Below are 20,676 nucleotides of genomic sequence, written 5' to 3' on the forward strand. Positions count from 1 at the left end.
TCAGTATTGAATTTATTTAATTTTAAATTCGGTAATACAACCTTTAATTAGAAACTCTCATTTTGTTACGTGTATCATTTTAGGTGAGTAATAAGAAAATTACATTTTAGTTTGATATTGTAATTTCGAATGCGTTTTCTAATATAATACTTTTATGGAGTGACATTAATCTCACTACGCTTAATATAAGTGTAGTAAGCAAAGACAATCCCACAGATTGCGAGCCAAATCAACTTACCGTTAATGGGTACGGCTACATCATCGCCTTCTAAGTCTCCGGTTCCGTTACCAGTTCCAGGAGAACTTCCTTGCGCAAAAGCTGTAAAATCTAAACATAGAAATGCAACTATCATAAAATAGTTTTGTAGGTTATTTTTCATGAAGTTAAAAAATTAGATTATAGGGACTGCAAAGATAACTAATAATCAAATGAATACGACACAACTACTCATTTTTATAAATAACTCGTTATTTAATACAATTTTGTAACTTGATTAATCAAGTTTCACAATAAGTACTTAAAAATTATCTATAATAAAAAGCTAACAGACATTTATCTAAAATGTGTTTAACAATTTTTTACCTAAAAAAAATCGCCATATTAAGTTCGCATGTAATTAAATACACCCTTTTCTGCTAATAAGATTTGCAAATAAAGTCTCTAAAATTAATCCCTAATCAATTATTTAACGTGTTTCTTTATCCGTTTTTCAGCGTGGTAATTGCTTTTCGTTCTTTTGGCGGGACCTACGAATGGAAAGACAGGAAGCGTTAAACTACTCTTGCTTCAAAATCACAGGAAGTATAAACTGCGTTTTTACAGGAATTCCTCTTTTCAAAGCAGGATTAATTCTAGGAAAATCTTTGAGTTTCTCGGTTAATAGACTTTCAATTTTAATGGTATCGTAGGCAACAGAATCTTTGGGGAATTGCGGTTCAAAGTCAATAGTTGCATCAGGAAAAACGGTGACTTTTACAATAATCGTATCTATATTTACACCGATAAAAGGCAACGTATCTTGACTTAATTTTTGCTGAATTACCGAAGTTAAATATTCAAAAAAACATTGTTGGCGTTGGTCTTTATCTTCAATATTTTCGCATTCTGTAATGGATGGATATTGATCGACTTTGTTCCAATCTATTGCTTTCAATTCAGTTTCAAGCAGGACTTCCTTTGACGGAACCGGCTTGTGAAAATAGTCGCAAGAGGAAACGCTGATTAAAATCAAAAATAGAGCAAAAATTGTTTTAAATTGCATGAGTGCCGAGGCATTTTATAATCTCCAAATGTACTAAAATTAATTTTTATGGATTACATCTTATTGTCAATTGGTTTACTCTGTATGATTGTTGGAATTTTGGGTAGCTTTCTACCTGTTTTGCCCGGTCCTCCCATCAGTTGGCTAGGATTATTATTCTTATTTCTAACCGACGCCGTACCGATGAATTATTGGACGCTTGGCATTACACTTTTCATTGCTATTATAGTTGCTGTTCTGGATTATGTAATTCCGGCAAAAGGCACTAAACGGTTTGGAGGAAGTTCCTACGGCGTTTGGGGCACAAATATCGGACTGGTTTTGGGTCTTATCGCTCCAATTCCGTTGGGCTTTATCATTGGTCCATTTATTGGTGCCTTTGTGGGCGAATTGATTTACAATTCTAAAGATAAAAAACGGGCTCTAAAAGCGGCAACTGGCTCTTTCATTGGTTTTCTAGCTTCTACATTCATGAAGTTTTTTGTATGTGTCATCTATTTGGGATTATTTATATATCTAGTTTGGGAAAATTACCCGAACTTTTAAGCATAAAAAAATCTCATTAAACTATTTTTTACAAATAATTTAATGAGATACTTTTTTATACTACTCTGAAAACGCTTTTTATTAAACGCTTTCAGTCAATTCTTCTTCTTCCACTTCAATTGCTTCATTGGTTTCGCCCACAGCTACTACAGAAGGTTTAGACGCTTTAGCAGCGTTAAATCTTTCAATCCGTGCCAAATCTCCTTCTTCACCACTAAAATAAGGAAAAACATCCATGATAGCCGATTCGATAATCATTGGAATGGTATAATCGCCCATTGTTCCGTCCATTACTTTAATGGTATTGTCATACGCTTCCTTCACGTCATTGGCCTGAAGTAGAATATGAATATTAGTTTTCCGTTCCCTACCACTTTCTTCATCGTAGGCTACCAAAGCGATTTTTGACTTAAACCAACGGTCTGAATTTTCAAAAGGGTGAATTTCTGCGTAATTTGCTACTTTAATATTCGTGATTTTAAATTCCTCACTGATGTACGCCGCCATTTCCTCGTTGATTCTACTTTCCGCTTCGGTATAGGAAACAGCATCAACCAAATAAGCTTCGGTTACTACTTTTTGAATTCCTGTATCGTCTGTTTTTCTATATTTTACTTTGCATTCGTACCAAGTTGCACTCATAATTTTAATTTTTTTAGGAAGTCAAAGATAGATTTAAAAGCAAAAAAAAGACGGTGTTTCTTGAAATAGATATTCACAATTTGAAAAGTTGTACTGTAAAATGTAATTTGTATTTCTATGACAGCCATTCCGTTTAAAGCAAAAAAAAATCGCCAATTACGGCGATTTCTAATTTTGTGAATTGAAATTTAATTAATTGTTTTCTTATTAACTACTCTTCCATCTGTTGAAGTAATTTTAACAATCAACACTTGATTGGTTTGTCCCACATGAATAGAAACTTCATTAGCATTGATTTTTTTAGCAACTGCCAAAACTCTACCGCTGATGTCGTACACTTCCACTTGATCGAGCGTTGTGTTTCCTGCATTTACAACGATATTATTTTCTTTCTTGTAAAGCACCACAGCGTTTGCATCAAAAACAGGGTTATCTACAGATAAAACATTAAAGTAAACTATTTCAAAACGCGCATTGTAACTTCCCACTTCCGATACAAAAGTATATGGAGTAGCTTTTAAGTCGTGTAAAATACCCGTAAAGTTATCACGTAAATAAATGTCTTGATTTCCTTCAAAAAGTCCGTCTACATGGTCAATAGCTATTGTATAATTTCCAGCTGTAGTATTCTTAAAATGCAGCGGTACTACGTCTGAAGCTGTAAAAGGTGCACGTCCTTGAATGATGTATTCCTCATTGTTTAACCAAGAAGTAAGTGCAGTAGCTCCATCTCCCAGGTATTTTCCATCAGAAGATTCGACTCCATTTGCTGCAGAAGGCATATATGCAATAAGGGTTTGACCAAAAATTCCAGCTGCATTGGTCACATTTAACCAAATTCTGCTTTTATCTTGAGTAGTCGCATTTTTGAAAAATTGATTTGCATTATTTGCAGCAGTTCGCATTGGGTTATTGAACGCAATGTTGCCCGTTCCGCCGTCAATTTTCTTTACTATAAATCCTTGTCCAACTTGAATAAATCCGTTTGGAATTTGTGTTGGAGCAGAATCCGATCCTGCAGTACCAGTACCACCAGCACTTGTGTAAGTTGCATAGTACGCGCTTGCATCTTGAACCGCATTTCGTCTTCTCCAGAAATACAATGTCCCTGAAATTTCAGTTGCGTTATCTGCTATAAACGTATCAGCATTGATCATCGAAGCATAAGGATTAGCAATCATATTAAATCCTAGTCCTGTTTCTGCTAATGGTAAAGTAATAGGTCCGTTATTCGGTGTTCCTGTAAAAGTTCCATTGTACGATGAAGCTACCGTTGCCGAATGATTGTCTGGCATTCTTATTAAATATCCCTTTCCTGGCGTAAATCCATTGGTTAACGGGTCGATTACTGCAAATTGATCTGATAAAGAATTATACGTATAGAAACGATTTGAAACCGTTAATGGAGAAAAATTCTTCAACGTTTGAGTTCCAAAAACTGGCGATCCCCACATGGTGTAATCCAATCTAAATAAAGAAGCACTTTTTCTATTCACGATTACTTGACCTGAATTTACAGCGTCTGTAAGTTGAATTAAATTAGAGTCGCTTGATAAAGTAAATGTTCCACTTTCCACTGTAACAGCACCATTAATGGTTACATCAAATGTAGCAGGTATTAAAACTTCTGCATCATTAGATACTGTTATTGAACATGCCAACACATTTCCTGTTGCAGTATAATTCCCAGTAAAAATTGCTGATGTAGCGGCATCTGGCGCTCCATTATTCCAAGCATTCCCATTCCAAGTTGTACTTTTAATTAAAATAGTTGCAACGCTTGAGAATACTTCCTCGCATGAACCGCTTTTGATAGCTGCTCGGATATAAGTAGTTTGATTTATTGCTCCAATTTCCAAACCGGTAAGCGTAGTTGAAAAGTTAGACAGGTTTTCAAAAGTTGCAAAATTTAAATCTGTGGATTTCTGCCAGTATACTACTGAACCCACACTGCCGTTTAATTGTAATGTACTAGCTAAAGTTCCTGCACAAATTTGCTGCGAAGCGTTTGCTATAGTTCCTCCTACTGAAAGTGGATTAATTACTACAGGACTGGTATTATCCATTGCCACAAAACCGTTAGCATCCCGAACTGTTAGTGTATAATTTGTACTTCCAACCGTAGCCGTAGGAATAGTAACCGAAGCCGTATTTGGCAAACTGTTGGACCACATGTATGTAAAAGGTCCGTCTCCACCTGAAGTTACCGCCTGAAGTTCTGCAGTTGCATTTTGACAGAATGAACCGTAACCAAATACTTCCACGGAAAATACTCCCGCTTTTAATCCTGTAAATGAAGAGTTTTGTCCAGCTGCTAATGTTGCATTTGTTGCCACAAGCGTATTACTTGATAATGCGCTAAATTTAAGCCAAGAGTTTGTGATTGCATCATAAGTCCCTTTTAATTGTGCAGAAGTAATTTCTGACTCAGCACCTACAAGATCTATTGGATCATAAGTTCCCGTGATGGTTGCTACTGCTCCAGTAATACCTGTTTGTACCACATTCCAGTAACGGCTGATGTAATTTTGAGAACTGAAATTGTTAGGGTGCTTTGCATCTACAACACTCACTCCAACGTTAGCACCTGCGAATGAACCCGCAGTTACGTTTACCGTGATTGGTGAATAATTTGCAGATCCTGTCAAATCTCCAATTGGAAATAAATAACTTCCTGTGGCAGTAAAAGTTCTTTTAAGTAAACCTGTTCCTTCTGCAACAATCATATTATTTGCATTGAATGTTCCGGCTACTGGATTTTGTCCTAAAGTTAGATTACTAGTACCTAAAACTAAGTTACCCGCTGTAAGCGTTAAGATACCGTCAACAGCAACATCTTTCGCAAGAAGCACTTTGCCCGATTCCTTATTTACAATCAAATTATCAAAATTAATTGCCGCAGTTCCAGCAATAGTTTGGTCCGAAAGGCCTGCTAGATTTATTGTTTTTCCAGTAAATGGTACAGATTGGTTTAGTGTTAAATTACCTCTAACATTTAATGTTGTAGAAGCAATAGTTGTTCCACTTCCAGTTACAATCAAGTTGTGATATCCGCCAAAATCTAATCCGCCTGGTGCAGGTATGATTTGGTTGGTTCCTTTAAATTCAATTGTATTTGGAGTTAGCGTTGTAAACATTGTTCCGTTATTGGTAAATGTTCCAGTAATACTCATAAAATTTCCATCCAATGCACGAAGTCCTGCATTAGCCAAAATAGATACGTTATTAAAGGTTGTAGACCCAGCAATAGTAGCATCAAGGTTATTAAATAGTACTGCACTAGTTCCAGTTCCTGGATTAAACGTTCCATTATTTTGCCAAGCTCCTGCTCCACCAAAAATCGTGAATTGAGCATCAGCTGGTGCATTTAAAATTCCACCCGTTTCAATAACTATAGATTCTAAATCTACTATTGGGTTTAATAATGGTTGATTTGGTAAACCTGCAACGTTTGGAATAATAACTTTCGTAATAGATGAAGGAGTTCCAATAGGACTCCAGTTTGCAGATGTAGTCCAAGAATCACTTGATGATCCATTCCACGTTAATACAGTTGCTTCAGTCTCATCAAGCGTTATAAATACATTATTAAATGTATCTACAAAAATCTCTGCGACATTTGCATTTGAAATTTCAACCCAGTTATCAACCGTATTGATGTTTGATCTTCCTTGTTCAAAAGATAGTGCACCCGCGGATTTATAGCCCCAGTTTACTAATTTTGATTCAATATTACCATTAAGTTCGCTATCAAGGTAATGCTGACGAATAATTGCTTTAGTGGAAGCACCGCCCGTTTGGATAATATCAAAGAAGCGCTGAGTAGCTCCTGTTCGCCAAGTTGGCACAGCTCCAATTGCCAATTTAGCACTCATAGTAGTAGGAAGCGTTCCTGCTGGAGTAAACGTAATTGACGTATTTGGATGACCAAAAGTGTATAATTTATTGTTGACAAAAGAATCTCTCTTGATAATTCCCGTAACATCACCTAAACCTGTATTTGTACCGTTTTCACCCATAGTTAAAGTGAAAGTACCCATAGATAAACTACCTTTTGATGCTGTAGGATTTCCATTTGGCAAACTCAAAATACCATTCACGGAAACGTTAGCCACTGCATTGGTTCCACCAGTGGATGACAACGTTAAATTAGAATAGGTTCCTGCAACTAATGTTTGAGTTGTAGAAGTTGCATTCAAATTCAAAGTACCTGTACCAGCCCATGTTTTTCCAGCTGGAAATGGTGTAATAGTTGTGTTTTGTGTTCTAATTGTTCCATTATTCTGAATCGTATTTAATGTCCCAGACAATGTAGTGGTGCCAAGATTCAAAGTATGCATTGCATCTACTTTAAGAAGTTGATTTACAAAAACGTTATCTTGAACGGTTACAATATTTGCATTTGCACCAATCAAACTTAATGAGTTCAAGCTATTCGTAGTTCCTGAAGTAGTTTGATCCAATCGTAACGTTGGATTTGCGATTCCTGTTACTACTAAATTACTATTCGCGCTACCTGTCAAACCATTTGCTGTGGTATTGATAAGTGATCCCGCAATAGTTAATGTCTTGTCTTTAATTGCTAATTTACCACCATTAAATAATAGCCTATTCTGAACTGTTAAGTTAGCTGATAAAGTCGCATTACCTTGCAAAACAAAATCTTCAACTATGCCTTCAAAGGCAACTGTATTCGAAGTTGGATTTGCAATAACTTCGATATCATCAATGGCAAACTCATCTTTCAGTCCTGTTGTAGGAACTGAAGATCCTGACCATCTAAAATAATAGTAATCATTACTTGCGATATTCAGTCCAGAAATTGTTACCACTCTATAATATGCTTTCCATCCTGGCGCTAAATCTGCGGTAGTAGGCGAATTTAATTCCACAACAGATTGTTCCACAAATCCAGATGTTGGTGCTGCAGAATAGTAAAACGCAATCTTGGTTGAAGAAGGCTGATCGTTATATACATAAATTTTGTATCCAACATTTACACTAGTCATAGCCGCACCCATTTGGTTTTGCATTCTTAACGTAATTGTTCCTGGATTAAAATCAGTTCCACCCGGCTGAATTCCTAGCGTATAGTTTTCATTTTGAGCTGTTCCTACATTAAATGCGTATAAACCGTTATCATCTACATTGCCATCTGAAGCGCCATTTTCATTATTACTGTCCTCCACACTGTTTCCTGCAAAAGCAATAGCCCCTCCTGAAAATCCTGAAAAAGCCCAAGAATCAGAGTCCAATTGCCCTACTTCGGCAATTTGTGAAATTCCAACACCTTGATAAGTGCCCAAATTAACACCGTCTACCGTTGCATCAAAATCAATTTTATAAGAAGTATTTGCGGCTAAAACTTGCAAACCTACAGGGCTATTTAAAGTAGTAGTATTTCCAATTGCACCAGTAGTTGCATAATTTTCAGTACTATTTGAACCATTGAATTCAACTACCGAAATATGATAGGCTTTGCTAAATTCAAGTCCTGTAATCTGAACAGAATTTCCTGTCCCTTTGTACACTACAAAATTTTCTGATCCAATTTGCGAACCACCCGCAAAAGAAGCATTCGCATTATAAGTAATTCCATCTGTAGGAAGCGATGAAACCGCTGTTAAAGTTTTAATTAAAACTAAGCGTTGTGCACCATTTCCATTTACCCAATTCACTTTAAATCCGGTTGATGTTATGTTGGTAAACGAAACTGCAGTTGCATTTGCAGTAGGTTCAGTAGCAAAAACACGACCAGAAACTGCTACTGATTTGGATATTGCTCCAAGTGTTGTGTGTATTACATTTCCAGAATAAGTTCCAGGTAATGCCGTAGCTTTAATCCGAACTCTCAATGATAAAGGTTGCCCTGTTAAATTACCCGTTCCCGAAGTAATTGGCAAAGTCAACACGTCCGCATAAGTAAGACCATCAAGTGAAACTTCAAAGTTTTCTGGTGCTGTAACTGTGGCACCAGCTGTTAGATTGACTCCACTAATTGTATATATAGATGAAGCAGTTGATGCCGTTCCTGCTGATGTAGTAAGAGCGGTTAATGAGGTGGCGGATAAGGTTAAAACCGGAACTCCAGCAGACTCAATAGTAAATGGCAAGGCATTAGATATAAATGTTCCATTTTGGACAGTTATTTGTGCTGTACCTGCAGCTGAAAGATCTGTTGCAAAAATTGAAGCTGATAATTGTGTTGGAGAAACATAAGCTGTAGTTTTTATTGATCCATTCCAATAGACTTTACTTGTAGGCAAAAATCCTACTCCATTGACAGCTAAAGAAAAAGCCCCACTGTTTGCAACTTTAGAATCCGGATCAAGCGAAATCAACTGAGGTGTTTCAACTTTTACCGAAAAATTATCAAAAAATGCCGTTTGCGCTTTTGCTTTGTTTGCATTCCAATAACCACCTGATATAGTCAATGCTTCATTTACAAAATCAGTAACTACTACTTCCTCCTGGAAAACCAAAGCCGTGCTATTCGGATCTTGAAAAGAAGTTGCATTGTCTTTTCTTAAATATAAGGACCATTTATTTCCTGCTGGATTGTACTCCACCCGAATACTTGTATATTCCGCACCAAAATCATTTAAACCCGTTGTTGAAGATGTAATCTTAGTAACTGTACCTGATGACAACCCACTGCTATAAGTAATGAGTCGAATTGGATCTGTAGTAGTAGTTTGCCCTAAAACAATTGCATATCCTTTACCTGCGCTAAGGGAAGTATTTGGAGTTCCAGCCAAAATGAAAGCCGAGCCATATCTATTGGCAGATAATCCACTTGGATTTGCTCTTTTTTGTCGCATATTGAACGTCCAAGAAACCACGCCCACATTTTGACTTAAAATAGATTTATAAAAAGCACCATAGTTTGAAGTAGAAACACTTGCTAAAACCCAACCCACATCATTAGCTGCTGCTGAAATGTCATTGGATAATGTTAAGATCCCGTCGTCAATCTTGGCGCCGAAATCGCCCGTACCACCTTGAGTGACAGACCAATTTGACGAGCCTATTTGACCTGCAGAAGTAAAAGTAGCATTTTGCGGCGTTCCCGGTGCGTTAAAATCCTCGGAAAAAACAGTTTGCTGTGCATATAATGAAGACGTAGGCAAAATAATCAATAAGCCTACAATAAGCATTACTTTGGAAAATAAAGTTTTATACATATAATAAATAATTTTTAAATAATTGTCGTACACAGAAGTACGAAAAATAAACACCTATAAAGTAGAGGATTTTACTTAGATAATTTTGCTAAGCGCGACTTCTGAAAAGTGTAGTATGCGAAGATGATTCCTACTACAGCTAGCCAAATCAATTTTGCGTTGATTGATGCTGCAGGCAAGTCATCACCTTCTAAAGTACCATTCTCATCATCAGTACCCGGACCAGAACCATAAGGTTGGGCAAAAAGAACTAAATCTATTAGTAAGAATGAAAGTAGAAAAAGTGTTCTGAGAAAAGTGTTTTTCATAAAGTAATTATATTCGATTAGGGACTGCAAAGCTACAACGTGTTTTCAGTAATTAACACTAATTCAATACAATAAATATTGATAGTACTAACTTTAATGAAAAGTGGAAATAAATTCAAAATTTATTATTCTCTTACTATTTTAAATCCAGATTATACTGATTTTTTTTCAAAGTTTTAACCAAATAATTACCTTGAACATTAGCATACGTACAACAAAACCGATAAATTAGCAACGCTAAAACATAAAATAGTGTTGAATTGACCTACATTATCATCAATTAAAACACATAAAACAACAATTATTAAAATTTAACATTTAATGATCTGGAAATTTAATCCGCAAAACCTCAATGTCATTTCAAGTGAATGAATATTTAAGTGATTTACGTAATTACCTGTAAAATAGTTTTTAATGCAGTCTAAAGTTTTACATTTTAAGTATCCAAGAGCAAATACAGAAGAAGCATTCGGTTTTTCACTGGAATTAAAGTGAGAGAGAAATCCTTATTGAGAAATTATAGGAATTAATCGAGGATGGGATTGATCCAATACTACCGATAAAATTTATGGTCTAAGCAAATTAGCTAGATGGCATGAAAAAGTAGCCCAAGCGGAATTTAAATCATTTAATACCATATCTAGATCAATACAGAATCATTATCAAACAATCGTAAACTATTTTGACAACAGAAGTACCAATGCTTCAGCGGAATCTTTTAACGCAAAAATAAAAGCTTTTAGATCTCAATTTAGAGGCGTGAGGAACATTGAGTTTTTCCTTTTTAGACTAACTAATATATATGCCTAATTTTTGCTACTCCACAGGTTTTGGGATTGATCCCATTAAATCTTCATCTTCTACAGATTTTAGATAAAATCTGATTTTGCTATTAGAAAGCGTGCATTTCAAAATTAACGAATTTCCCAAAACACAAACCACCCTAAAAACAAAAAAGCCATCCACAACGTGGAAAGCTTTTCATCGGTCTAACTACTAAACCTACCCTTTCGGGTAAAAACAACACAACTATTTTCGATGCTTTTAGGGGGCAAAAAAGCACCTCATCTCTGAAGTGCTTTCCCCTTTTATAGCGGTCTGGACGGGACTCGAACCCGCGACCCCATGCGTGACAGGCATGTATTCTAACCAACTGAACTACCAAACCGTTGCGCTACTGCGGTGCAAATATACAACTCATTTCGAGTTCTGCAAGCACTTTTTTAAAATAAATTCAACTTTTTTTTCATTTTCTAACCAAAAGATTGTTTTTCAACTAAATAGGTGGTTAAAATTTTTTCAAAATTTTCTCCAACATTCACCGGAACGTACCTAATTTTGTTCTGCATGCAAATCATTTCTATTTTTTTAAAGTACGATTGTACTTCTTTTTCATATAAATCCTTAATGTTGTCTGCAAAAATATTGACCTCCTCATTAGTTTCTACGTCAATGAACTTTCTCGGACCACTGTCAAAGTCAAAGTTAACCTCTGTTTGCTGATCAATCACGTGAAACAAAATAACTTTATGCTTGTTGTGCTTCAAATGCTGCAAAGCATTAAACAACGCCTCCTCGTCTCCATTCTGAAACATATCTGTAAACAGCACAATCATCGAACGACGGTGCATCTTCTCGGCTATATGATGTAAAAAAGTAACCGTATCTGTTGGTTTTGTTTCTTTCTTATGTTGTATCAAGTTCTCAAGTTGATTTAACAGCATACGATGGTGTCTTTCACTCCCCTTTTCAGGAGCATAATATTCATAAGTGTCGGAATAAATACTCAATCCAACGGCGTCACGCTGTTTTTTGAGCAAATTCATCAATACGGCTGATGCCAAAACTGAAAAACCAATTTTACTTTTATAAAAGAGTTCTCCTGACTTTAAAATAGGATATTGCATCGAAGAAGAGTGGTCTATAATGAGATGGCAACGCAAATTGGTTTCTTCTTCGTAACGTTTGGTGTATAAACGATCCGTTTTTGCAAATAATTTCCAATCGATGTGTTTGGTACTTTCACCCGCATTATACGTTTTATGTTCGGCAAATTCTGCTGAAAATCCATGAAATGGACTTTTATGCATTCCGGATATAAATCCTTCGACTACTTGGTTTGCTAAAAGTTCCAAGTGCTGAAATCGTGCTATATTTTCAAATTGTGATTCAATATTCATCTTGAGTATTTATATTTACCAGATTGGCCAGAACCAAAGATATTGAAAAGATGGGAGATTGTAAAGCAGAAACCAAAAGTGCTTTAAAAACCTAAACATTCCGAAGCTTAGGGACCGGCTGGAGGAAATGCTTGTTTTAATCGTAATGGAAGAAAGACGCAATAATAGGAGAGATTGCTTCTAAACTCGCAATAACAGACCCAAACGATTCGCACCAAAAAAAAAGGTTTGACAATTGCCAAACCTTAATTTATAATGAAATGCTCGATTTACAAAAGTGCATCGATTGCATCTGTGTATGCCTTTTTAGGAGAAACACCAACTTGACGTCCTACTACTTCACCGTTTTGAAACACCAAAACAGTTGGAATATTTCTTACTCCGTATTTTGCAGCAAACTCTTGATTTGCGTCAACGTCAATTTTTCCTACTACTGCTTTTCCTTCGTAATCAGCAGCTACTTCTTCGATAACTGGTCCAACCATACGACATGGTCCACACCAAGCTGCCCAAAAATCTACTACTACTGGTTTGTCTGATTTCAATACTACTTCTTCGAAAGTAGCATCTGTTATTGTTAATGCCATAATCTTTTATTTAGTTTATTAATACACAAATTTACATCATTTATTTGATTTTTAAAACCATTTTAAATTAGTTTTGGCTATTTATGAATTGCTAAAATTGATTTGACTAATTCAATCTGAATGTTAAATCACACTTTTCAAGCTCTTGCAAAAGTTCATAACAAATGTTGATTTTCAACTTTCTACTGTTCATGGAAAGCTTAGTCAATATTCGAGTTTCCTCAATTTCTGTAGCTATATCAACAGGGATTTCAACTTCAATATCTTCATCACTATCTAGTTCTAATTGTTCATCCATTTCAACTTGGTCGTCAGCTGTTGCAATTGGATCGACTGAAACACTCTTTTTGACTAAAGCTGTTTCGGTTTCTAGGATTTCAAAACTCACTTGGTGATCGCCTTGATGTTCACTAAAAACTGTGGTTAAATTTTCAATCAGTTCCGGTTTTAACTTTTTAATATCTAAATCGATGATGATTTTCTTTGAAAAATTGGTCAACACATCTTGCAATTGTTTAGCTTCTGTAAATTGAATTCGCGGATCTGATTTTTTACCCGTTTCCTTATTTACCCAACCTTCTTTGACCAAAACCTTCAAATAAGTGAAATTATTCTGAATTAAAAAATGTCGGAATTTCAAATATTCTTCTCCGAAAATTTTGAATTCGAAACTTTCATCATAACCTTCCAAATTAAAGATAGCCCAACCTTTTCCGTTTTTCGCCACACGGTGTTGCACGTTATTTACAATTCCCGCAAATGTCAAACTCTTACCTACATGTTGGTCTAAATTCCGCAAGGCATCCAGATTGGAATTACAGAAATATTTCATTTCAAATCTAAAATCATCTAATGGATGTCCCGAAATATAGATTCCTACCACTTCTTTTTCTTTAGCTAATTTCTCCATCGTACTCCAATCTTCACATGGAGGAACAATTGGTTCGGCAATTTGAACATCGCTAGCTTCGCCAAATAAACTCACTTGAGACGAATTTTCATTCTCTTGAAATTTAGCTCCGTAGCGAATGGCTTTTTCGTAAAATGTCACATTATCGCCCTCATCATGGTGAAAATATTGAGCTCTCGTCGTACCTTCAAACGTATCAAAACCTCCAGCCAAAGCTAAATTTTCGATTGCTTTTTTATTCGCAGCTCGAAGATCGATTCGTTTGGCTAAATCAAAAATCGATTTGTATTTTCCGTCTTTTCTACTGTCGACAATAGTTTGCACCGCACCAGAACCAACTCCTTTGATCGCACCCATTCCGAAACGAACGGCATAATCATTATTTACAGTGAATTTATAATACGATTCATTTACACAAGGACCTAGAACATTCAAGCCCATTCGCTTACATTCCTCCATAAAGAAGGAAACCTGCTTGATATCATTCATATTATTGGACAAAACTGCCGCCATATATTCCGCTGGAAAATGCGCTTTTAAATAAGCAGTTTGATAAGCAATCCAAGCATAACACGTGGAGTGTGACTTATTAAATGCATAACTCGCAAAGGCTTCCCAGTCTTTCCAAATTTTCTCCAAAACCTTCGCATCATGTCCTTTCGCAGAAGCTTGCTCAACGAATTTAGGCTTCATTTTATCCAAAACATCTTTCTGCTTTTTACCCATTGCTTTACGCAAAACGTCGGCATCACCTTTTGAAAAGCCAGCCAAAGATTGCGACAAAAGCATTACTTGCTCTTGGTAAACCGTAATTCCGTAGGTTTCTCCGAGATACTCTTCACAAGCATCTAAATCGTATTTGATTTCTTCTTCACCATTTTTTCTGCGAACAAAAGAAGGTATATATTCAATTGGACCCGGACGATACAACGCATTCATGGCAATTAAATCGCCAAAAACCGTTGGTTTCAAATCCTTCATATATTTCTGCATTCCGGGCGACTCGTATTGAAAAATACCTACCGTTTCTCCACGTTGAAAGAGCTCATAGGTTTCTTTATCATCAATAGGAAATTCATCCGGATTCAGGTCGATATTATTTCTATACTTGACTAATTTGACTGTATCTTTAATCAAAGTTAGGGTTTTCAAACCCAAGAAGTCCATCTTTAACAAACCAGCACTTTCAGCAACGGAGTTGTCAAATTGCGTTACAAATAATTCCGAATCCTTTGCAAGCGTAACGGGAACGTAATTAGTAATATCCGATGGTGTGATGATAACTCCACAGGCGTGAATCCCAGTGTTTCTCATTGAACCTTCCAGAATTTTAGCTTGCTGAATGGTTTCTCCCGCTAATTCACCTTCGTTTGCAATTGCTATTAATTCCTTAACCGCGTCAAATTCATCCGAACGTAATGCTTTCTTAACATCTTCTTCTTTTTCTGAAATAAAACGCGCCAAATTCCATTTAGACGGCATCATTGCCGGAATTAACTTGGCAATTCGATCTGCTTCAAAAAGTGGCAAATCTAATACTCGAGCCGTATCTCTAATCGCAGACTTTGTTGCCATCTTACCATAAGTGATAATTTGCGCAACTTGCTTTTGTCCGTATTTATTGATTACATAATCCATAACACGACCTCGACCTTCATCATCAAAATCGATGTCAATATCGGGCATGGATACACGGTCGGGATTTAAGAAACGCTCAAAAAGCAAATCGTACTTAATCGGGTCAATATTTGTAATCCATAAGCAATATGCAACCGCCGAACCTGCTGCTGAACCACGACCAGGACCAACAGAAACATCCATTCTTCTTGCTTCAGCAATGAAATCCTGAACAATCAAGAAATAACCCGGATAACCCGAATTGGAAATAGTTAGTAATTCAAAATCCAATCGCTCCTGAATTTCTGGCGTAATAGTACCGTATCTTTTTTGAGCACCAACCATTGTTAAGTGACGCAAATATGAGTTTTCACCTCGAACTCCACCGTCCGCTTCATCTTCTGCAACGACAAATTCTTGTGGAATATCATATTTAGGAAGTAAAACATCTCGGTACAATGAGTAAATTTCGACTTTATCTACAATTTCTTGAATGTTAATAATCGCTTCTGGTAAATCAGAAAACAATTTTTTCATCTCATCTTCCGACTTGAAATAGTATTCTGAATTTGGCAAACCGTACCGATAGCCTCTTCCACGACCAATTGGCGTGGCTTGTTTTTCACCATCTTTTACACACAATAAAATATCATGGGCATTTGCATCTTCTTTATTTAAATAAAATGTATTATTTGTCGCAATAAGTTTGACTTCATGCTTTTTTGAAAACTCAATCAGCGTTTTATTTACACGATTTTCATCTTCTTGGTTGTGACGCATGATTTCTAGATAGAAATCTTCGCCAAATTGCTGTTTCCACCAAATTAATGCATCTTCTGCTTGATTCTCACCAACATTTAAAATTTTACTTGAAATTTCACCGTACAAATTCCCCGACAAAACCATAATGTCTTCCTTGTATTGCTCGATGATTTTTCGGTCAATTCTAGGCACATAATAAAATCCTTTGGTAAATGCCAACGAAGCCATTTTAACCAAATTATGATACCCTTTTTTATTTTTTGCCATCAAAACAATCTGGTATCCATTGTCTTTTTTGGACTTGTCTTCGTGATTTTCACACACATTAAATTCACAACCTACAATAGGTTTAATTTCAACATCCGTTGGTTCTTCACCTGCTGCAATGGAAGCTTCAATTTTAGATTTTGCTCCTTTATTGTGATTCATAACGGCACTCACAAAGTGAAAAGCACCCATCATGTTACCCGTATCCGTCATTGCAACGGCAGGCATTTTAAATTTGGCTGAAGCCGAAACCATATTAGGGATTCCAATAGTAGATTGCAAAACCGAAAATTGCGTATGATTATGCAAATGAGCAAATCGAGCTTCTTTTAAATCTTTTTTAGCCGATTCAGAAACTGTATTTTTAGTTCCACCGCCTTGAATCGCTTGGATTTGCTGGCGAATTTTCTCCGAAGCAAGTTTTAAATTGATGTGCTTTAAACCAATTAACTGAATTTCGTGATTGTTTCGCTCTTGAAACTCCTTGAAATAAGAAAGTGGCACATCCAATTCTTCTTTTGTGAAAATTTCACGTCGAATTAATTCGAAAAAACAACGTGTCGTAGCTTCCACATCGGCAGTTGCATTGTGTGCTTCAGAAAAAGGTTTATTGAATAAATATTGGTGTAATTCGGTTAAGGTTGGTAATTTGAATCTTCCGCCACGACCTCCTGGCAATTTAAGTAAAGACGCGGTAACTTCGGTACAAGTATCTAAAATTTTCATGGAACTCATTTGGGAATCAACCTCAGCTCGATGAAATTCCGCTCCCATAATATTGATATCAAAACCTAAATTTTGACCGACAATAAACTTCGTTTTAGATAAAGCAATATTGAATTTCGCTAAAACCTCTGCTAATGTAGCACCTTGCGCTTCGGCTAATTCTGTGGAAATTCCGTGAATTCGCTCGGCATCATAAGGAATATTAAAACCTTCCGGTTTAACTAAATAATCTTGATGTTCGATAAGTTGTCCCAAATCATCATGCAATTGCCACGCAATTTGAATACACCGAGGCCAGTTGTCTGAATCGGTAATTGGAGCATCCCAACGTTTAGGTAATCCGGTAGTTTCCGTATCAAAAATTAAGTACATAGCTGATTTTTAATGTATTAAAAATCGCCTTTAAAAAAAAGCGAAGGATTCAAAATTACAGCTTTTTTTTCAAAATTAATCACAAAATTAGACGCAACAAAAAACCATTTCAAAATTGATAAATCAATCTTAAAATGGTTCTTTATATATTTGATAAAAACAGTTACATCTACTAAAAGTACATTATTCTATTTTCGTCCGATATGTTGAAGAAAGATTGGTTTAGTAACCACCTCTGTCTCCACCACCACGGTTGTCTCCGCCACGGCTGTTACCTCCGTATCCACCACCGCTATTGCGATCGTTTCCACCTCTGTAACCACCTTGACCACCACCACGGTTTCCACCACCATTGAAGCTTCTTCTTTCTCCTTCTGGTTTCGGTTCTGATTTATTTACTACAATTGCACGTCCTTGAACAGTAGCTCCGTTCAATTCGTCAATCGCTTTTTGTGCATCGTCATCATTTGGCATCTCAACAAAACCAAATCCTTTACTTCTACCTGTAAATTTATCTGTAATGATTTTTACAGAATCTACAGTACCATAAGCCTCGAAAGACTCTCTTAAATCTGCTTCCTCAATGCTGAAAGGAAGACTTCCTACGAAAATATTCATATGTACAATTATTATAATTCAAACAAATGTAATCAATTAAATTTGGATTTTGATATCTATTTCAATATTTGTGAATACATTAGGAGATTTTAGTAGTAAAATCATCTTTTTCGATGGTGAATTCAAAAACGGATCCTTTTCCCAAAGCCGATTTTAATGAAATCGTTCCACCGAGTCCATATACCAATTTTTTTACGGTTGACAATCCAATACCGGTTCCCCTCTTTCCAAAACGATCTTCGGTACTGATCACTTCAAATACTTCAAATACTTGATTTTGGAATTTTGGATCAATCCCAATTCCATTATCTTCCACTACAAATCTGTAATATTGATCATCTTCGGTCAATACAATTTTAATTTTAACACACGTACTGCTATTGTATTTTACAGCATTACTCATTAAATTTAACAGAATCTGTTGCAATGCCACTTTGTTTCCAGAAATTTCAGATGCAAATAATTCTTTTTCAAACTGAAACTCACTATTATGATCCAGAAGCTGAATGCATTGACTAACCAAAGTATCAATGTTAAAAATACTTTTATTTCCTTTTAGTAAATAATCACTTCTACTGTGTTCTAAAATTCCGTCCACCAAATCGCGTAAAGTTTGCGAAGAAGTATTTAGCATTTCCAACATCATTTTAGCATCATCATTTAAAATCGAATCGTACTCTTGCGATAGAATCTCGGTAAGACTCAAAATATTATTTAAGGGCGATTTAATGTCATGCGCGGCAACACTGGCAAATTTTTCAACTTCTTTATTTCTAGTTTCCAGATCAGCCGTGAGACGCTCGAGCATTAATTTACTTTTGCGAAGCTCCAACAAACTTACCACTTGGCTAGATAACGCCTTCAAAGCAGCTAACTGAGCCTCATTCAACTCCTTTGGTTTACTATCGATAACACAAAGCGTACCTAATGCAAGTCCTTCAGGATTTACCAAAGGAACACCGGTATAAAACACAACATTAGGATAACCTGTAACTAACGGATTGTCTCGAAAACGTTCATCTAATCTCGAATCCTTTATCGTAAATATTGTGTCGGGATCAACAATTGCGTGACCACAAAAAGAATTTTCTTTGTCCGCACTATCTCCGTCAAGATTTATTTTCGACTTAAACCACTGGCGTTTTTCGTCAATTAAGCTAATTGTAGCGATGGAAGTTCCGCAGATTTGAGAAGCCAACAGCGTAATAGCGTCATACTCTTTTTCCGGAAGGCTATCCAAAATGGAGTATTCACGAAGTGCTTTGAGTCTAGATTTTTCATTTATTGGGATAATTGGGGCTATCATATAAATTTATAGGTTAAGCAAAAAAAAACCATCCGTTGCAGAATGGGTTTTTAGAACTATTACAATATTGGACCAAAAGTAATTGGAATTTCATAGAAAACGCCATTTTGAAAATTAATTCGTTCAGGCGCATTTGGCACATCTCCTATATAAGGAGCATCTAAACGGAATGAACCGCTAATAGTACCTGGTTTTTGAATTGCATCATTTTTAATAATTACTTCACCAGTAGCCACATCTTCAACATCTGTAGCATAAAAATAAGTTTGTCCGTTATTTACAAACGAATAAGTTGCCAGAGCATCTGGATTGTTACTTAAATTAAAAGTCGTATCTTGGAAAAAAGCCGTGGTTCCATCTCCAACAATAGTTACCGGAGCAACAGTTACCACTAATTTTTCAAAACCAACAAAGGCTGATAACTGCAATGTGCTAGTTGTAACATCATACACTGCCGTATAATCCCTAGCCCTCCACATAAAATTATCCTTTCTTGCTTGAAAAGCGGGAGTGTTAAACGACACTTCCTCTTCACAAGAAGCCAAAACACTAACTATCATTAATAACGCGAAAATTTTTTTCATATTGAGTATTCAGTTTAAAGATTTGTGGTTCAATTTATAGTTTACAAAAATAGTTTTTAAAACGAAACATGCTAAATAATTTTAAATAAAATGCATTTCCCGTACCATTATTAACAAAATTAGATAAACAAGTGACACAATTAGAGATTAACAAATTAAAAATCAACACAAAGGTTGCATGCGTAAAAAAAAATGTATCTTTGCACCCTTAATTAATCGAGGTCGTGTACCTCAAAATTTAATCTTAGATTATGTCTGTAAAAATTAGATTACAAAGACACGGTAAAAAAGGAAAACCTTTTTACTGGGTTGTAGCAGCTGATGCTCGTTCAAAAAGAGATGGTAAATACCTAGAAAAAATTGGTACTTACAATCCAAACACTAACCCTGCAACTATTGAATTAGATGTAGATAGCGCTGTTAGATGGTTGCACAATGGTGCTCAGCCAACTGATACTGCAAAAGCAATTCTTTCTTACAAAGGTGCTTTATTGAAACACCACCTTGATGGAGGTATTCGTAAAGGAGCTTTAACACAAGAACAAGCTGATGCAAAATTAGCTACTTGGTTAGAAGCTAAAGACGGTAAAGTTGAGGCTAAAAAAGACGGATTGTCTACTTCTAAAGCTGATGCAAGAACGAAAGCTCTTGAAGCAGAGAAAAAAGTAAATGAAAACCGTGTTGCTGCTGTTAAAAAAGCGGAAGCTGATTTAATTGCTGCATCTGAGGCTGCAAATGCTGAAGTTGCTACTGAAGAAGCAACAGAAGAAAACAACGAAGAAACTCAAGCCTAATTTAAGTAGCG

14 protein-coding genes and 1 tRNA gene are annotated in these 20,676 nt (G+C 36.0%); 3 read left to right on the forward strand and 12 right to left on the reverse strand.

Annotated elements, in window-relative coordinates:
- Positions 1-152 precede the first annotated feature (152 nt).
- Positions 153-353 carry a hypothetical protein gene (locus tag H602_RS0113430; protein WP_157505068.1) on the reverse strand — a complete coding sequence of 67 codons (201 nt, stop codon included), beginning with the start codon at positions 351-353 and terminating at the stop codon, positions 153-155.
- A 423-nt stretch (positions 354-776) separates the two neighbouring features.
- A complete protein-coding gene (locus tag H602_RS0113435; protein ID WP_035759652.1) occupies positions 777-1,262 on the reverse strand; it encodes a hypothetical protein in 486 nt (161 codons plus the stop codon).
- Positions 1,263-1,310: 48 nt separating this feature from the next.
- Here H602_RS0113435 and H602_RS0113440 point away from each other — a divergent pair, with 48 nt between their 5' ends.
- Complete coding sequence (locus tag H602_RS0113440; RefSeq protein ID WP_026978466.1) at positions 1,311-1,808, forward strand: DUF456 domain-containing protein; 498 nt, start codon at positions 1,311-1,313, stop codon at positions 1,806-1,808.
- An 81-nt stretch (positions 1,809-1,889) separates the two neighbouring features.
- On the opposite strand, the gene H602_RS0113445 is transcribed toward H602_RS0113440, so the two are convergent.
- The 3 genes from H602_RS0113445 to H602_RS0113460 form a co-directional block, all read right to left on the reverse strand.
- Positions 1,890-2,450, reverse strand: coding sequence for a DUF4494 domain-containing protein (locus H602_RS0113445; RefSeq protein ID WP_026978467.1), 561 nt, complete (start codon positions 2,448-2,450; stop codon positions 1,890-1,892).
- Between the two features lie 188 nt (positions 2,451-2,638).
- Positions 2,639-9,634 (reverse strand): T9SS sorting signal type C domain-containing protein, encoded by a 6,996-nt coding sequence (locus H602_RS0113455; RefSeq protein WP_026978468.1) that lies wholly within the window; start codon positions 9,632-9,634, stop codon positions 2,639-2,641.
- A gap of 71 nt (positions 9,635-9,705) precedes the next feature.
- On the reverse strand, positions 9,706-9,942 hold the full coding sequence (locus tag H602_RS0113460) for a hypothetical protein (protein WP_026978469.1): 237 nt from the start codon (positions 9,940-9,942) through the stop codon (positions 9,706-9,708).
- Positions 9,943-10,506: 564 nt separating this feature from the next.
- Between H602_RS0113460 and H602_RS19705 the strand changes: the two genes are divergently transcribed.
- Positions 10,507-10,752, forward strand: a complete 246-nt coding sequence (locus tag H602_RS19705; RefSeq protein ID WP_084404263.1) for a transposase — start codon at positions 10,507-10,509, stop codon at positions 10,750-10,752.
- A 284-nt stretch (positions 10,753-11,036) separates the two neighbouring features.
- Here the strand turns inward: H602_RS19705 and H602_RS0113465 are convergent.
- From H602_RS0113465 to H602_RS19430, 7 genes are all read right to left on the reverse strand, one after another.
- Positions 11,037-11,110: transfer RNA gene (locus H602_RS0113465), tRNA-Asp, on the reverse strand.
- Positions 11,111-11,195: 85 nt separating this feature from the next.
- Complete coding sequence (locus H602_RS0113470; RefSeq protein WP_026978470.1) at positions 11,196-12,122, reverse strand: DUF58 domain-containing protein; 927 nt, start codon at positions 12,120-12,122, stop codon at positions 11,196-11,198.
- A gap of 269 nt (positions 12,123-12,391) precedes the next feature.
- The gene (gene trxA / locus H602_RS0113475; RefSeq protein ID WP_026978471.1) at positions 12,392-12,709 is read right to left on the reverse strand and encodes a thioredoxin; all 318 of its coding nucleotides are present in this window, start codon (positions 12,707-12,709) and stop codon (positions 12,392-12,394) included.
- A gap of 106 nt (positions 12,710-12,815) precedes the next feature.
- Positions 12,816-17,363, reverse strand: a complete 4,548-nt coding sequence (gene dnaE / locus H602_RS0113480) for a DNA polymerase III subunit alpha (RefSeq protein WP_026978472.1) — start codon at positions 17,361-17,363, stop codon at positions 12,816-12,818.
- A gap of 222 nt (positions 17,364-17,585) precedes the next feature.
- Entirely contained in the window at positions 17,586-17,981 is a 396-nt protein-coding gene (locus H602_RS0113490) for an RNA recognition motif domain-containing protein (protein WP_026978473.1), read from the reverse strand.
- Positions 17,982-18,060: 79 nt separating this feature from the next.
- Positions 18,061-19,287: a sensor histidine kinase gene (locus H602_RS0113495; protein WP_035759656.1), complete on the reverse strand. Its 1,227-nt coding sequence runs from the start codon at positions 19,285-19,287 to the stop codon at positions 18,061-18,063.
- A 59-nt stretch (positions 19,288-19,346) separates the two neighbouring features.
- On the reverse strand, positions 19,347-19,871 hold the full coding sequence (locus H602_RS19430) for a DUF6252 domain-containing protein (RefSeq protein ID WP_051224530.1): 525 nt from the start codon (positions 19,869-19,871) through the stop codon (positions 19,347-19,349).
- A gap of 251 nt (positions 19,872-20,122) precedes the next feature.
- On the opposite strand from H602_RS19430, the gene H602_RS0113505 reads away from it, so the two are divergent.
- Positions 20,123-20,665, forward strand: coding sequence for a 30S ribosomal protein S16 (locus H602_RS0113505; RefSeq protein ID WP_026978475.1), 543 nt, complete (start codon positions 20,123-20,125; stop codon positions 20,663-20,665).
- The last annotated feature ends 11 nt before the right edge of the window (positions 20,666-20,676 follow it).

This window comes from Flavobacterium tegetincola DSM 22377, from assembly GCF_000425485.1.
GTDB classification, from domain to species: domain Bacteria; phylum Bacteroidota; class Bacteroidia; order Flavobacteriales; family Flavobacteriaceae; genus Flavobacterium; species Flavobacterium tegetincola.

Bases quoted from the DNA above. Each gene is read 5' to 3' on its own strand.
- dnaE (WP_026978472.1), bottom strand. From the start codon at position 17,363: ATGTACTTAATTTTTGATACGGAAACTACCGGATTACCTAAACGTTGG.
- H602_RS0113445 (WP_026978467.1), bottom strand. From the start codon at position 2,450: ATGAGTGCAACTTGGTACGAATGCAAAGTAAAATATAGAAAAACAGAC.
- H602_RS0113470 (WP_026978470.1), bottom strand. From the start codon at position 12,122: ATGAATATTGAATCACAATTTGAAAATATAGCACGATTTCAGCACTTG.
- H602_RS0113430 (WP_157505068.1), bottom strand. From the start codon at position 353: ATGATAGTTGCATTTCTATGTTTAGATTTTACAGCTTTTGCGCAAGGA.
- H602_RS0113455 (WP_026978468.1), bottom strand. From the start codon at position 9,634: ATGTATAAAACTTTATTTTCCAAAGTAATGCTTATTGTAGGCTTATTG.
- H602_RS0113460 (WP_026978469.1), bottom strand. From the start codon at position 9,942: ATGAAAAACACTTTTCTCAGAACACTTTTTCTACTTTCATTCTTACTA.
- H602_RS0113435 (WP_035759652.1), bottom strand. From the start codon at position 1,262: ATGCAATTTAAAACAATTTTTGCTCTATTTTTGATTTTAATCAGCGTT.
- H602_RS19430 (WP_051224530.1), bottom strand. From the start codon at position 19,871: ATGAAAAAAATTTTCGCGTTATTAATGATAGTTAGTGTTTTGGCTTCT.
- H602_RS0113495 (WP_035759656.1), bottom strand. From the start codon at position 19,287: ATGATAGCCCCAATTATCCCAATAAATGAAAAATCTAGACTCAAAGCA.
- H602_RS0113505 (WP_026978475.1), top strand. From the start codon at position 20,123: ATGTCTGTAAAAATTAGATTACAAAGACACGGTAAAAAAGGAAAACCT.
- H602_RS0113490 (WP_026978473.1), bottom strand. From the start codon at position 17,981: ATGAATATTTTCGTAGGAAGTCTTCCTTTCAGCATTGAGGAAGCAGAT.
- trxA (WP_026978471.1), bottom strand. From the start codon at position 12,709: ATGGCATTAACAATAACAGATGCTACTTTCGAAGAAGTAGTATTGAAA.
- H602_RS0113440 (WP_026978466.1), top strand. From the start codon at position 1,311: ATGGATTACATCTTATTGTCAATTGGTTTACTCTGTATGATTGTTGGA.